The organism is Mycobacterium sp. IDUB_17, from assembly GCF_055419465.1.
On sequence record NZ_JBVAXS010000004.1, the window covers coordinates 148,200 to 162,175 of the forward strand.

13 protein-coding genes are annotated in these 13,976 nt (G+C 66.4%); 11 read left to right on the forward strand and 2 right to left on the reverse strand.

The window, feature by feature from the left end:
• Positions 1-54 precede the first annotated feature (54 nt).
• Positions 55-1,452: an acyl-CoA dehydrogenase family protein gene (locus tag ACZYZ7_RS18220; protein WP_450072811.1), complete on the forward strand. Its 1,398-nt coding sequence runs from the start codon at positions 55-57 to the stop codon at positions 1,450-1,452.
• A gap of 37 nt (positions 1,453-1,489) precedes the next feature.
• The gene (locus ACZYZ7_RS18225; protein ID WP_450072810.1) at positions 1,490-2,710 is read left to right on the forward strand and encodes an acyl-CoA dehydrogenase family protein; all 1,221 of its coding nucleotides are present in this window, start codon (positions 1,490-1,492) and stop codon (positions 2,708-2,710) included.
• A 268-nt stretch (positions 2,711-2,978) separates the two neighbouring features.
• Here the strand turns inward: ACZYZ7_RS18225 and ACZYZ7_RS18230 are convergent, their stop codons facing one another.
• Entirely contained in the window at positions 2,979-3,956 is a 978-nt protein-coding gene (locus tag ACZYZ7_RS18230) for an esterase family protein (protein ID WP_135453374.1), read from the reverse strand.
• 462 nt (positions 3,957-4,418) lie between these two features.
• Here ACZYZ7_RS18230 and ACZYZ7_RS18235 point away from each other — a divergent pair, with 462 nt between their 5' ends.
• A complete protein-coding gene (locus ACZYZ7_RS18235; protein WP_450070175.1) occupies positions 4,419-5,585 on the forward strand; it encodes an acyl-CoA dehydrogenase family protein in 1,167 nt (388 codons plus the stop codon).
• 16 nt (positions 5,586-5,601) lie between these two features.
• Here ACZYZ7_RS18235 and ACZYZ7_RS18240 read toward each other — a convergent pair whose 3' ends face one another.
• On the reverse strand, positions 5,602-6,159 hold the full coding sequence (locus tag ACZYZ7_RS18240; protein WP_450070176.1) for a type 1 glutamine amidotransferase domain-containing protein: 558 nt from the start codon (positions 6,157-6,159) through the stop codon (positions 5,602-5,604).
• Between the two features lie 177 nt (positions 6,160-6,336).
• Here ACZYZ7_RS18240 and ACZYZ7_RS18245 point away from each other — a divergent pair, with 177 nt between their 5' ends.
• The 8 genes from ACZYZ7_RS18245 to ACZYZ7_RS18280 are packed head-to-tail and all read left to right on the forward strand — an operon-like array spanning position 6,337 to position 13,972.
• Positions 6,337-7,440, forward strand: coding sequence for a homogentisate 1,2-dioxygenase (locus tag ACZYZ7_RS18245; protein ID WP_135453371.1), 1,104 nt, complete (start codon positions 6,337-6,339; stop codon positions 7,438-7,440).
• 2 nt (positions 7,441-7,442) lie between these two features.
• A complete protein-coding gene (locus tag ACZYZ7_RS18250; RefSeq protein WP_450070177.1) occupies positions 7,443-8,642 on the forward strand; it encodes an alpha/beta hydrolase family protein in 1,200 nt (399 codons plus the stop codon).
• Positions 8,639-9,841: a CaiB/BaiF CoA transferase family protein gene (locus tag ACZYZ7_RS18255; protein WP_450070178.1), complete on the forward strand. Its 1,203-nt coding sequence runs from the start codon at positions 8,639-8,641 to the stop codon at positions 9,839-9,841. The genes ACZYZ7_RS18250 and ACZYZ7_RS18255 overlap by 4 nt, the downstream gene beginning before the upstream one ends.
• 1 nt (position 9,842) lies before the next feature.
• Positions 9,843-10,745 carry a hydroxymethylglutaryl-CoA lyase gene (locus ACZYZ7_RS18260; protein ID WP_463741485.1) on the forward strand — a complete coding sequence of 301 codons (903 nt, stop codon included), beginning with the start codon at positions 9,843-9,845 and terminating at the stop codon, positions 10,743-10,745.
• A gap of 7 nt (positions 10,746-10,752) precedes the next feature.
• Positions 10,753-11,364: a TetR/AcrR family transcriptional regulator gene (locus tag ACZYZ7_RS18265; RefSeq protein ID WP_463741486.1), complete on the forward strand. Its 612-nt coding sequence runs from the start codon at positions 10,753-10,755 to the stop codon at positions 11,362-11,364.
• Positions 11,365-11,397: 33 nt separating this feature from the next.
• Complete coding sequence (locus ACZYZ7_RS18270) at positions 11,398-12,642, forward strand: acyl-CoA dehydrogenase family protein (protein WP_450070181.1); 1,245 nt, start codon at positions 11,398-11,400, stop codon at positions 12,640-12,642.
• Positions 12,639-13,619, forward strand: coding sequence for a phosphotransferase family protein (locus ACZYZ7_RS18275; RefSeq protein ID WP_463741487.1), 981 nt, complete (start codon positions 12,639-12,641; stop codon positions 13,617-13,619). Before ACZYZ7_RS18270 ends, ACZYZ7_RS18275 begins: the two co-directional genes overlap by 4 nt.
• Positions 13,616-13,972: a DUF6285 domain-containing protein gene (locus ACZYZ7_RS18280; RefSeq protein WP_450070183.1), complete on the forward strand. Its 357-nt coding sequence runs from the start codon at positions 13,616-13,618 to the stop codon at positions 13,970-13,972. The genes ACZYZ7_RS18275 and ACZYZ7_RS18280 overlap by 4 nt, the downstream gene beginning before the upstream one ends.
• Positions 13,973-13,976 lie beyond the last annotated feature (4 nt).

Genomic DNA, 13,976 nt, shown 5'->3' on the forward strand with positions numbered 1-13,976 from the left:
CTCTAGAGTAAGATACGGTCAGATGCGTCGCCCCGACCAGCAGAGGCAGCTGACATGACCAACACCCTGCCGTCCAAGAACGGCACCCCCTCCCGTCCCTCCAGCTCCGGCCAGCAAAGCGCGGTCGGGCTGCACAAGCACAAACGGACCGCGACCGACATCGGGTTGGCGCTGATCACGCCCATCGTCGGTCAGGAATTCCTGGACCGTTACGGCCTGCGCGATTCGCTCAATCGCGGTATCAAATACGGTGTCAAACACGGCTTTTCGGCTGCAGGTGCGGTCACCCGGCAATTCCAGCGGGTTCAGGGCCTGGGCAAGGCACCGACCCGGCTGAAGTCCAGCGGGGCCGACTACTTCGATCTGACCCCCGACGAAGACCAGCAGATGATCGTCGAGACGGTCTCCGAATTCGCCGCGGAGATCCTGCGCCCCGCCGCGCATGACGCCGACGAAGCCGCCGCCTACCCCGCGGATCTGATCGCCAAGGCCGCTGAACTGGGCATCACCGCCGTCAACGTGCCCGAGGACTTCGACGGCATCGCCGAACACCGCAGCACGGTGACCAATGCACTCGTCGCAGAGGCACTGGCCTACGGCGATATGGGTCTGGCCCTGCCGATCCTGGCTCCCGGTGGCGTCGCCTCGGCACTGACCCACTGGGGCAGCGCCGACCAGCAGGCCACCTATCTCAAGGACTTCGCCGGCGAGAACGTGCCGCAAGCCTGCGTGGCGATCGCCGAGCCGCACGCCCTGTTCGACCCCACCGCGCTCAAGACCACCGCGGTGCGCACCCCCAGCGGCTACCGCCTCTCCGGCGTCAAGTCGCTGGTGCCGGCCGCCGCCGATGCCGAATTGTTCATCGTGGCAGCACAATTGAACGGCAAGCCGGCGTTGTTCATCGTCGCAGCCTCATCGGCCGGGCTTACCGTCAAGGCCGACCCGAGCATGGGCATCCGTGCCGCCGCCCTCGGCCAGATCGAACTCGACAACGTGGCGGTGCCGCTCGGCAACCTCCTCGGCGAGGACGGGGCCACCGATCAGGACTACTCCGAAGCGATCGCGCTGTCCCGGCTGGGCTGGGCCGCGCTGGCCGTCGGCACCTCGCACGCGGTGCTCGACTACGTCATCCCCTACATCAAGGAACGCACCGCGTTCGGCGAGCCGATCGCCCATCGTCAGTCGGTGGCGTTCATGGCCGCCAACATCGCCATCGAGCTCGACGGCCTGCGGCTGATCACCTGGCGCGGCGCCGCTCGCGCCGAGCAGGGTCTGCCGTTCGCCCGCGAGGCCGCCCTCGCGCGCAAGCTCGGCACCGACAAGGGCATGCAGATCGGCCTGGACGGCGTGCAGCTGCTGGGCGGTCACGGTTACACCAAGGAGCACCCGGTCGAGCGCTGGTACCGCGATCTGCGGGCCATCGGCGTCGCCGAGGGTGTCGTCGTTATCTAGCCCGGTGTCATTCCTTTTCTGAGCTGAAAGACTAATCATGGCAATCAATCTGGAAATGCCCCGCAAGCTGCAGGCGGTCATCGAGAAGGGCCACCAGGGCGCCGCCGAGATGCTTCGCCCGATCTCGCGCAAGTACGACCTCGCCGAGCACGCCTACCCGGTCGAGCTGGATACGCTGGCCACGCTGTTCGAAGGCATCTCGGAAGCCAAGACGATCTCGTTCGCCGGCGCCGAGGCGTTCCGCGACGACGCCAACACCAAGGGCGACAAGGTCACGGTCAACGGCGCCAACATGTCCGCACTCGTCAACGCACTCGAGGTCAGCTGGGGCGATGTCGCCCTGCTGCTGTCAGTGCCGCGTCAGGGCCTGGGCAACGCCGCCATCTCCTCGGTGGCAACCCCCGAGCAGCTCGAGCGCCTCGGCAAGGACGTGTGGGCGGCCATGGCCATCACCGAGCCCGGCTTCGGCTCGGACTCGGCGGCGGTGACCACCACCGCGGCGCTCGACGGCGACGACTACGTGATCAACGGCGAGAAGATCTTCGTCACCGCGGGTTCGCGTGCCACCCACATCGTGGTGTGGGCGACGCTCGACAAGTCGCTGGGCCGGGCGGCGATCAAGTCGTTCATCGTGCCGCGCGAACATCCCGGCGTGACCGTCGAACGCCTGGAGCACAAGCTGGGCATCAAGGCGTCCGACACCGCGGTGATCCGCTTCGAGAACGCCCGCATCCCCAAGGACAACCTGCTGGGTGATCCGGAGATCCACGTGGAGAAGGGTTTTGCCGGGGTCATGGAGACCTTCGACAACACCCGGCCGATCGTGGCGGCCATGGCGGTCGGCATCGCCCGAGCCGCGCTGGAGGACCTGCGCGCGATCCTCACCGATGCGGGCATCGAGATCTCCTACGACAAGCCGGCCCATGCGCAGAGCGCCCCCGCGGCGGAGTTCCTGCGGATGGAGGCCGACTGGGAGGCCGGGTACCTGTTGACCGTCCGCTCCGCATGGCAGGCCGACAACAGCATCCCCAACTCCAAAGAAGCCTCGATGGGTAAGGCCAAGGCCGCCCGGGTGGCCAGCGACATCACCCTCAAGGCCGTCGAAATGGCCGGTACCACCGGCTATTCCGAACAGACCCTGCTGGAGAAGTGGGCCCGCGACTCCAAGATCCTCGACATCTTCGAAGGCACGCAGCAGATCCAGCAGCTGGTGGTCGCCCGCCGCCTGCTGGGGCTGTCCTCGGCCGAACTGAAGTAGCCCTTTTTTCTGCACGAGCAGACGCGAGAACCCCCCAAAACCATGGTTTTGGGGGGTTCTCGCGTCTGCTCGGCCAACTGGGGTGACGACGCCGACCGATGTGCTGAACACCCCGGAGTACGGCGGCGCGGCCCGGGCCGGCTGGTACTCAGGACGTGCGGTGGCGAAGGTCTCCGGCGGCTTCCAGACCAGGTACGGACCCGCACACAACGAAATCGCCCAGAACACATGGTGTTCTGGGCGATTTCGTTATCGCGTGTTGTTCGGCTTAGCCGAGCACCCGCTGCAGGTCCGGAACCATGGCCTGCAGCTCCCGGGCCCAGTAGGCCCAGTTGTGCGTGCCGTTGTCCGGGAAGTTGAACACACCGTTGGTGCCACCCGCGGCGATGTAGTTGTCCTGGAAGGTGCGGTTGGTCTTGATGGTCAGGCCTTCGAGGAAGGTGGCAGGCAGGTCGCCGCCGCCCAGCTCGTTGGGCTGGCCGTTACCGCAGTAGATCCAGAGGCGGGTGTTGTTGGCGACGAGCGTCGGGATCTGCAACATCGGGTCGTTGCGCTTCCAGGCGCTGTTCGGGTCTTCCGTCGGACCCCACATGTCGTTGGCTTTGAAGCCGCCGGCGTCACCCATGGAGATGTTGATCAGGAACGGCCACCAGCCCTCGGAGGGGTTGAGGAAGCCCGACATCGAACCGGCGTAGATGAACTTGTCCGGGTGGTAGGTCGCGAGAATCAGCGAGGCGGAGCCTGCCATCGACAGACCGATCGCGGCGTTGCCGTTGGCCGCGACGTCGCGATTGGCGGCCAGCCATGCCGGCAGCTCGCTGCTCAGGAAGGTCTCCCACTTGTAGGTGACACAGCCGGCCTTACCGCAGGCCGGCGAGTACCAGTCGGTGTAGAAGCTGGACTGACCACCGACGGGCATGACCACCGACAGACCGCTGTTCAGGAACATCTCGAACGCGTTGGTGTTGATGTCCCAGCCGTTGAAGTCGTCCTGGGCGCGCAGGCCGTCGAGCAGGTACACCGCGTGCGAACCCGGCCCACCGCTCTGGAACTGAATCTTGATGTCACGGCCCATCGACGGCGACGGGACCATCAGGTACTCAACCGGCAGGCCCGGCCGGGAGAATGCCCCCGCGGTCGCCGATCCGCCGGTAACGCCGATCAAGCCAGGCAGCATCAGGGCTGCCACAGCCGCCACCGTCATGCGGCGGGCCCAATGGCCACGAATCTTGTCAATGAAGGTCATACTGCGAATCCATCCGTCTTCCGGTCATTACGCCATTTGCGCGATCAGCGATCAGCATCGCCCAGCGACACCGCAGCGACGGAGTCACTGCACTGTCACGCCCGCTCGCCCGAGCCGGTGCCTCTGAAGAGCGGACCGAAGAATTCAGTTGTTGCGCCATGAGTAAATCACGGGCCCACGACGGTGGAAAACCCGCCGCGCGCCGCCGAACTGCATATCTACGGATTCAAAAAAGTGAATTCGGCTTTATCTATCACGCGCACCCAGTTGATCTACCTGGGAAAACGCCGCCAACCCCCGGTCCGCGCCCACCGCACTCGATGAACGCCGATGCCTTTCTGTTCACAACTGGTGTCCGGAGGGTTATCCGATCGTCGCCAACCGGTTTTCGAAATGCCCGCTCAGCGCCTTCCGCCGGGCCACCAACTCGACCATACTAAAAAGTATGGTAGTTTTCGGACCATGACGTCACCCCCCATCACTGAGCGCTCCATCACCGCCGAATTCGTCGCACGACTGGCCGAGCGGGCCGCTGAAGCCGAAGAGCTGCGCCGGCTTCCCGACGCGACGGTGACCGAACTTGTGGAATCCGGTTTCACCGAACTCCTGGTGCCCGCCCGCTACGGCGGTCAGCAGGCAGATTTCCCGGCGGTCCTGGATCCCGTGCGCCGAATGGCCCATGGCTGCACGTCGAGCGCCTGGACCATCGGCTTCCTGGCACTGCACAACTGGATGCTGGCGCTGTTCGGTGAGCAGGCCCAGGAGGAGGCGTTCGCGAGCCGACCGTTCCTGGCCCCGGCCCCACTCGCGCCGACCGGACGCGGGCTGCCGGCCGACGGCGGGATCCGCCTGACCGGCAGGTGGTCCTGGGCCACCGGCGTCATGCACGGCAACTGGATCATCGTCGCCGCGCTGTGCGGCCCCGACGATGCGCTGTATCCGGCGCTGGCGCTGCTGCCGATCAGCGACGTGACCGTGGCCGACGTGTGGCACACCGATGGCATGCGGGCCACCGGCTCCAACGACGTCATCGCCACCGACGTCTTCGTGCCGGAGCACCGACTGGTGAAAGTGCTCGACATCTATTCCGGCACGGCCCCGGGCGCCGGATTACACGACAGCTCCTCCTACCGCTGGCCGATGGTGCCCGCCCTGGCCCTGCTGGCAGCGATGCCCGCGCTGGGCAGCGCCGAGCGGGTCACCGAGATCTACGCGCAGCGCCTCGGCGAACGAGTGCTGCCCTACGAAGGCGTCATACAGAAGGACAAGCCGATCGCTCAGGCCCATCTGGCCGGGGCGCAGGTGCGGGTGCGGGCGTTGCGCGCCCTGCTGGCCGACACCGTCGGCGAGATCGAGGCCATCGTGGCGGCCGGAGACTCGGTGGACAAGCCGGTGCGCGCGCAGGCCCGGCTGTCGGCCGCGCATATCGTCAGCGAGTCCAAGGCGGTGATCGCCGATCTACTGGGCGCAGGCGGCGCGAGCATCCATTTCCTGTCCAGCCCGCTGCAGCGGTTCAAGCGCGACGTCGACGTCCTGTCCGGCCACGTGGTGTTCGACTACGACACCAGCCGCGAGCTGGCCGGTGCATTGACGCTGGGCATGAAGATCCCCCGAACGTCCATGATCTGACGGGGTCGACCGGCGCTCACGTCTGGGCCGGTGTGCACGCCAACGCCTCGATGATCACCTCACAGAACGCGGGCAGATCGCCGGGGGCGCGGCTGGTGATCAGGTTGCCGTCGATGCAGACCTGCCGGTCCACCACGGTGGCACCGGCGTTCCCGAGATCCGTGCGGATACTCGGATAGCTGGTGAGCGTGCGGCCGCGTACCACGTCCGCCTCGACCAGGGTCCACGGTCCGTGGCAGATCGCCGCGACGGGCTTGCCCGATCGGACGAAATCGCGGACGAACGCCACCGCAGACTTGTCGAGCCTCAATCTGTCCGGATTCACGGTCCCCCCGGGCAGGATCAGCGCGTCGAACTGATCGACCTTCGCCTCGGCAACCGTGCGGTCCACCGGAAAGGTGCCCGCCGGTTCGAGATCGTGATCACGAGCCTGGATTTCACCGGCCCTCAGTGACAGCAGCTCGACGTGACCGCCCTCGTTCTCGACGGCCGCGCGGGGTTGTTCGAGTTCGATGCGCTCCACACCGTCGGCGGCAAGAATCCCGACCCTGCGGCCTTCCAATTCCTTTCTCATGACAGTCCTTTCGTTGACACCGACGGGCAGCATCGAGCCTGGGCGCCCGCTGGAGGGCTACCCCGGGAAGCCGAGCCCAAAACGCGGAAGTTCAGTCCGCAGAACCCCTTGTCACCGGCTTTAACAAAAAGTAAAGTCACTTTCAGTTTTTTGCCCCGCACCTTTCAGGAGTCGAGCATGGAATCCTTCGTCCACCTGCGTAAAGGCAAGACCCCGAAACGGGTGCATGCCGACCTCGACGGCCTCAAGGACGACGAACTCGGTCGCGGCGGTTTCGTCGGCCGGACCGCCAACATGTACCGGCGCAATGACCCCACCGCCTACCGCACCGTCGGCCCGCTGCGCCCCACCGACGTTTTGTCCAGTGAGCTCAAGCCCAGCGACGCCACCGATGCCCAGGGCGGCCCGCTGCTGATGTTCTCCAACGCCGACTGCCAGGTGCTGCTGAGCCGGCGTACCGAGGAGATGCCGTTCTTCGTCCGCTACGTCGACGGCGACCTACTGTTGTTCGTCCACAAGGGATCGGGCCTCCTGGAGACCGAGTTCGGCCCGCTGCGTTACCGCGAGGGCGACTGGGTCTACATCCCGAAGGCCTGCACATTCCGCCAGGTGCCGGACACCGAGAGCACGTGGCTCATGATCCAGGCCACCGACGATTTCCGGGTTCCGCCGGCCGGCACCCTGGGCCGCCACTTCCCGTTCGACCCGGCGCAGGTCACCATTCCAGAGCCGCAGCCGATCGACGACGGCGTCGGGCCGCAGGACGCCGGAGAATACGAGGTCCGTCTGATTCATGAAGGCGGGCCGACTTCGCTGTTCTACCAACACAATCCCCTTGACGTGGAAGGCTGGCGGGGCGACAACTTCCCGTTCACCTTCAATATCGAGGACTACACCGTCATCACCTCCGAGAGCGTGCACCTGCCACCGACCGTGCACCTCTTCATGCAGGCCACCGGTGTGTACGTGATGAACTTCCTGCCCAAGCCCGCCGAAACCGTGCCGGGCACCGAGCGCACCCCGTGGTATCACCGCAACGTCGACTACGACGAGATCGCGTTCTTCCACGGTGGTTCGCTGTACGGCATCCCGATGCCGCCCGGCCTGGTTTCCCATGCACCACAGGGTGTTCACCACGGAGCCCCGGAGAAGGCGCGGGAACGTGCCCGCCGAAAGTTCGACGACTACGACCGCGTCGACTGGTCGGTGATCGCCATCGACACCCGCCGCCGTCTCATCCCGTCCGCCGAAATCCTCGCCAACGATCTGGGGCAGCACTAGAGATGACAACTGTTGAAGCGCCTGTGAAGCACGAATACGACCGCATCCCGTATCTGGTTGCCTACCAGAACAACTCGTCGGTGCGCGACGTGTACGGCGGCGTCGCAGAACTCGTCGTGCTGGAGAGCTACCTGCTGCGGCCCAAGTCGAAGTCCTCAGATACGGTGCTGGTGTTCATGCACCCGATCGGCGGCGGCGCGTACCTGCCCATGATCAATGCCCTGGCCCGCGCCGGACACCACGTCATCTACTGCAACAGCCGGTTCCGGGGCACCGACTCGGCACTGCTCATGGAGAAGGTGGTCGAGGATCTCGGCGAGTGCATCAAGGACGCCAAGCACCGACTGGGCTACGACAAGGTCGTCCTGGCCGGATGGAGTGGCGGCGGGTCGCTGTCGGTGTTCTACCAACAGCAGGCCCAGCATCCGACGGTGACGGCGAGCCCGTCCGGTGACGGGCCAGACCTCACCAAGCTCGGCCTGATCCCCGCCGACGGAATCATGCTGTTGGCCGCGCACATCAGCCGGCACGGCACGATGACCGAATGGATGGACGCGTCCATCCTCGACGAGAACGACCCGACCAAGCGGGACCCGGAACTCGATCTCTACGACCCGGACAACCCCAACCAGCCGCCCTACACGCCGGAGTTCCTGGAGCGTTACCACCAGGCCCAGATCGCCCGGAACCGGCGAATCACCAAGTGGGTCAAGGAAAAGCTGGCGGAACTCAAGGCCGCCGGACGTCCCGATGACGAGTTCGCCTTCGTCGTGCACGGCACCATGGCGGACCCGCGGTGGCTGGACCCCACCGTCGACCCCAACGATCGCCAACCCGGTACGTGTTATCTGGGTGATCCCCAGGTGGTAAACATGAGCCCGGTCGGCCTGGCGAGATTCTGCACGCTGCGCAGCTGGCTATCGCAGTGGAGCTACGACGACGCCAACGGTGACGCGGTCAAGGCCGGGCCGGATATCGCGGTCCCCGCCCTGGTGATCGGCAATCTGGCCGACGACGCCTGTACGCCCAGCCACACCCGCCGGCTGTACGAGGCGATCGGCCATTCCGACAAGGAGATGCACGAGATCCCCGGAGCCAACCACTACTACTCGGGCCCGGATCAGCGCGACACTCTCCGCCAGGCCGTCGCGATCTGCACGGATTGGCTGCACCGGCACGGATTTTCGCTGGATCCGGCATGACCACCGGACCTTTGGACGGCATCAGGGTGATCGAGCTCGGCACCCTGATCTCGGGTCCGTTCGCCGGCCGCCTGCTCGGCGACATGGGTGCCGAAGTCATCAAGATCGAACTGCCGGCCACCCCGGATCCGCTGCGCACCTGGGGGCAGGCCGAGCTCGACGGGCACCACTTCTTCTGGACCGTGCACGCCCGCAACAAGAAGGCCGTCACCCTGGACCTTCGGACCGCCAAGGGCCGCGAGTTGTTCCTCGAGCTGGTCGACCGGTCGGACATCATCGTGGAGAACTTCCGGCCCGGCACCCTGGAGAAGTGGAATCTGGGCTACGACGTTCTGCGCGAACGCAATAAGGGCATCATCCTGGTGCGGGTGTCCGGATACGGACAGACCGGGCCGGACGCCGGCAAGGCCGGCTATGCCTCGGTGGCCGAGGCGTCGAGCGGGCTGCGGCACATGAACGGGTTCCCCGGCGGCCCCCCGCCGCGGCTCGCCCTGTCGCTGGGCGACAGCCTGGCCGGCATGTTCGCCGCCCAGGGCGCCCTGGCCGCGCTGTACCGGCGGACCGTCACCGGCGAGGGGCAGATCGTCGACACCGCGCTCACCGAAAGTTGTCTGGCGATACAGGAATCCACCATCCCCGACTACGACATCGGCGGGGTGGTACGCGGGCCGTCGGGCACGCGGCTGGAAGGTATCGCGCCGTCGAACATCTACCAGAGCGCCAACGGCAGCTGGGTGGTGATCGCCGCCAATCAGGACACCGTGTTCCGCCGGCTGTGCGCGGCGATGGGGAGCCCCGAGCTGGCAACCGACGATCGATTCGCCAATCACGTTGCCCGCGGCCGCAATCAGGACGAGCTGGACAAGATCATCGGCGATTGGGCCGGCAAGCGGCAGCCGGAGGAGATCATCGAAACCCTGTCGCAGGCCGGTGTGATCAGCGGGCCGATCAACACCGTGGCCGAGGTGGTGGAAGATCCGCAACTGCAGGCCCGCGGGATGATCGCCGACCACTTCGATGAGCGGATCGGACGGACCGTAAAAGGCCCCGGCGTCGTCCCGGTGCTCTCCGAATCACCCGGCACGATCCGCAACGCCGGCTCAGCCCGGCCGGGCCAGCACAACGACGAGGTGTACGGCGACCTGCTCGGGCGCAGTGCACAAGACCTGGAAACCCTGCGCGCAGAGGGGGTGCTGTGAGATGAACCTGCCGACGAAGGTCGATATCCGCGAGGTGTGCCTGCGGGACGGCCTGCAGATCGAGACGCCGATTCCGTTGTCCGCCAAAGTTGCGATTCTCGAAGCCATCGTCGCGACCGGGGTACGGGAGGTGGAGGCGACGGCGTTCGTCTCGCCCTCGAAAGTACCGGCACTGGCCGATGCGGCCGAACTCGCCGAAGAACTGCACAGGTTCCCCGAGGTGGAGTTCTCCGCGCTGGTGGCCAGCCCCAACGGCGCCAAACGCGCCATCGCCGCCGGCCTACGGTCGATCGAGTACGTGGTGTCCGCATCGGACGCCCACTCCCATTCCAACGTGGGACGCACCTCGGCCGAGGCCACGGCACAGATCGCCGACATCGTGGCCATCGCGGGTGACAGCGACACCTCGGTGGAGGTGATCATCGCCACCGCGTGGGACTGCCCGTTCGACGGCCCGACCGATCCGCAGCGGGTGCTCGACATCGCCTCGGCTGCCGTCGGTTTCGGCGTGAACCGGATAGCCATTGCCGACACCATCGGCACCACCACCCCGCGCCGGGTCAGCTCGTTGATCGAGCAGGTCCGGCCGCTGATCGGTGATCTGCCGTTGGGGGCACACTTCCACAACACCCGCGGAGCGGGCCTGGCCAGTGCCTACGCGGCCGTGCAGTCCGGGGTCACCCGTCTGGATGCGTCGGTCGGCGGTTTGGGCGGCTGCCCGTTCGCGCCGGGTGCCAGCGGCAACATCGCCACCGAGGACCTCGTCTACATGTTGCGCGACAGCGACATCGCGGTCGATGTCGAACTGACCGCCGCCATCGAGGCGGCCCGTGTCGCCCAGGACGCCGTGGGCCATGAGCTACCCAGCGCGCTGCTGCGGGCCGGCGACCGGATCCTGGGCTGAGGCGTCGATGACCGCTGCCGAGCTGGGTACCAAAGGCCGCCAGACGCGGTCTGCCATCGAACTGGCTGCGCGGAAGCTGTTCGCCGAGCGCGGCTTTCACGGCACGACCCTGGCCGACATCACCTCGGCTGCAGGCAAGAGCCCGGCGGTGTTCTACCGGTATTTCACCGACAAAGAGGACCTGCTGGCGGCGCTGGCCGAATCGTTCCTGCACGACGTCGTCGAACCGTCCGGCCTGAACCTGCACCTGCCGGACTCCCCTGACGACACCGAGTTCTTCACCACGGTGGTCACCGGCTACTGGAACATCTTCAAACAGAACATCGGCATCATGATCGCGGTCGCCCAACTGGCGGCCACCCAGCAGCGATTCGCCGACGTGCAGAACAAGTTCCGCCGGTTCGGTATCGACATCGTCATCGCATCGGTGCACCACGCCCAGGGACAGGGCCACGCTCAGGGACTGCAGCCAGAGCATGTCGGCGCGGCCATCGCCTTGTTGTTCGAGAACTTCACCACGGTCTTTGTCGGCCAGTCCGGGCTGGGTATCGAGATCAGCGATGCCGACGCCATCGCCACCCTGTCCACCATCTGGAAGAGAACCTTGTACGGCTTCTGACCCGAGCTTCCGACCCGAGAAAGAGAGATCATCGTGGATTTCGCTTTACCCGACCATCTTTCGACTGTGCTTGCCGAGATGGACGAGTTCATCGAGGCCGAGATCAAGCCACTTGAGCGCGAGCACATGCAGTACTTCGACCAGCGCCGCGAATATGCCCGCACCGACTGGGAGAACGGCGGAGTGCCCGCCCGGGCCTGGGAGGATCTGCTCGACGAGATGCGTCGCCGGGCCGATGCCGCCGGATGGCTGCGCTACGGTCTGCCCGCCCGGTTCGGCGGGCGGGACGGCAGCAACCTGGATATGGCGGTCATCCGGGAACACCTGGCGCACAAGGGCCTCGGGCTGCACAACGATCTGCAGGACGAGTCCTCGATCGTGGGAAACTTCCCTCAGGTGATCATGATGGATCGGTTCGGCACCGAGGCGCAGAAGGCCGACTGGGTCGAGGCGATGCTCACCGGCAAGCGTTCGATGGCCTTCGGGTTGACCGAGCCCGACCACGGATCGGATGCCACCTGGTTGGAGACGACGGCGGTCCGAGACGGCGACGGTTGGATCATCAACGGCCGCAAGCGGTGGAACACCGGGGTACACCGCGCCACCCACGATCTGATCTTCGCCCGGACCTCCGGCGAGCCCGGACAGGCCCGTGGCATCAGCGCATTTCTGGTGCCCACCGATTCACCGGGTTTCACCGTCCCGTTCTACTGGTGGACGTTCAACATGCCGACCGATCACGGCGAGGTCGAGTTGAACAACGTACGGGTGCCCGACGACGCGGTGCTCGGCGAGGTCGACCGGGGCTTGGAGGTCGGGCAGACGTTCCTGCACGAGAACCGGATTCGTCAGGCCGCAAGCAGCCTGGGCGCGGCCCAGTTCTGCATCGACCGCGCAGTGGACTACGCCAACCGGCGCATGGTGTTCGGCAAGCCGCTGGCGGTGAACCAGGCCGTGCAGTGGCCGTTGGTGGAATTGCAGACCGAAGCCCAGATGGTCAGGCTGCTCGTCCGTTACGCCGCGACGCAGTTGGACCAGAACCACCACATGGAAGTGTCCGACAAGGTGTCGATGGCCAACTACCGCGCCAACCGCCTGGTGTGCGAAGCCGCCGATCGGGCCATGCAGGTGCACGGTGGCATCGGCTACAGCCGTCACGAACCGTTCGAGCACATCTACCGCCACCACCGGCGCTACCGCATCACCGAAGGCGCCGAGGAGATCCAGATGCGCCGGGTGGCGCAGCGGCTGTTCGGGTTCGGCAAGGCCAAGCGGTGACCGAGACCGGCCTGCTCACCTCCCGGCTGGTCGATGTTCTCACCCCCGTGCTCGGCGACGGGGTGGCCGTGGAGAACCTGCGTGAGCTGACCGGCGGAGCCAGCCGCACCACGTGGTCCTTCGACGCCATCACGGACTCGGCTCGGCGCCCGTTGATCCTGCGCACCGGCGCACCCGATGAGATACATGCCGGGATGGAGCTGGAGGCCGGTGCCCAACGGGCAGCGGCTCTAGCCGGGGCGCCGGTCCCCCACGTGCTGATCGCCGACAATTCCGTTGCCGCGCTGGGTGATCCCTTCCTGATCTGTGACTTCATCGGTGGCGAGACCATCGTGCGGCGCATTCAACGCACGCTCGACGATGACGGCCGGGCCCGGCTGCTCGCCCAGTGCGCACAGGCGCTGGCCGCCATCCACCGGGCCGAACCGCCCGCGCTACCGGGCCTCGCCGAGCAGGACCAGCTGTCCCAGTGGCGGGAGCAGCTCGACGAGATGGGCGACACCACAGCCACTTTCGAGTGGGCGTTTCGCTGGCTGGCCGCCAACCGGCCACCCGCCTCGCCACTGCGGCTGGTGCACGGCGACTTCCGGATGGGCAATGTGATCGTCGACGACTCGGGCCTGGCCGCGGTACTGGACTGGGAGTTGGTGCACCTCGGCGAGGTATACGAGGACCTGACCTGGTTCTGCATCCGGGCCTGGCGGTTCGGGGCCCCGGCCATCCTCGGCGCGGGCGGGCTGGGCAGCATCGAGAGCTTTCTGAACGCTTACGAGGAAGCCGGCGGCGCCACCCTCGACAGGTCCGCGATCCGCTGGTGGCTGGTGCTCGCCACGCTGCGCTGGGGCGTCATCTGCCGCTATCAGGCAGAACGACACCTGAGCGGGCAGACCCCGTCGGTAGAGCTGGCGACGATCGGGCGTCGAGTCTGTGAGACCGAGTGGGACCTGTTGTGTCTGCTGGACGGGAGCAGCTGGTGAGCAACCTGTACGGACGGCCGACCGCGGCCGAACTCGTCGCCGCGGTCGCGGAATTTCTCGACACCGAGGTGCGCGACAGTGAGACGGTCGCAGCTCCGGTGAAATTTCAGGCCAGGGTCGCCGCCAACGCGCTACGGATGGTCGAACGCGAACTGCTGGCCTCCGACACCCCTGCTGCGGCCACCGCCTCGTCTGAGGCCCTGGCCGGGGTCGGGTTCACCGATGAGGCCGCGCTGGCGGCGGCGATCCGCGCCGGCGAACTCGATGACCGGGCCGACGACGTCACCGCCTGCCTACGCATCCTGGTGCGTCAACGGCTTGCCGCCGCGCATCCGGGTTACGACGAACCGTGACTCC

Excerpts from the sequence above, each read along its gene's own strand:
- ACZYZ7_RS18220 (WP_450072811.1), top strand. The coding sequence starts at position 55 with ATGACCAACACCCTGCCGTCCAAGAACGGCACCCCCTCCCGTCCCTCC.
- ACZYZ7_RS18225 (WP_450072810.1), top strand. The coding sequence starts at position 1,490 with ATGGCAATCAATCTGGAAATGCCCCGCAAGCTGCAGGCGGTCATCGAG.
- ACZYZ7_RS18230 (WP_135453374.1), bottom strand. The coding sequence starts at position 3,956 with ATGACCTTCATTGACAAGATTCGTGGCCATTGGGCCCGCCGCATGACG.
- ACZYZ7_RS18235 (WP_450070175.1), top strand. The coding sequence starts at position 4,419 with ATGACGTCACCCCCCATCACTGAGCGCTCCATCACCGCCGAATTCGTC.
- ACZYZ7_RS18240 (WP_450070176.1), bottom strand. The coding sequence starts at position 6,159 with ATGAGAAAGGAATTGGAAGGCCGCAGGGTCGGGATTCTTGCCGCCGAC.
- ACZYZ7_RS18245 (WP_135453371.1), top strand. The coding sequence starts at position 6,337 with ATGGAATCCTTCGTCCACCTGCGTAAAGGCAAGACCCCGAAACGGGTG.
- ACZYZ7_RS18250 (WP_450070177.1), top strand. The coding sequence starts at position 7,443 with ATGACAACTGTTGAAGCGCCTGTGAAGCACGAATACGACCGCATCCCG.
- ACZYZ7_RS18255 (WP_450070178.1), top strand. The coding sequence starts at position 8,639 with ATGACCACCGGACCTTTGGACGGCATCAGGGTGATCGAGCTCGGCACC.
- ACZYZ7_RS18260 (WP_463741485.1), top strand. The coding sequence starts at position 9,843 with ATGAACCTGCCGACGAAGGTCGATATCCGCGAGGTGTGCCTGCGGGAC.
- ACZYZ7_RS18265 (WP_463741486.1), top strand. The coding sequence starts at position 10,753 with ATGACCGCTGCCGAGCTGGGTACCAAAGGCCGCCAGACGCGGTCTGCC.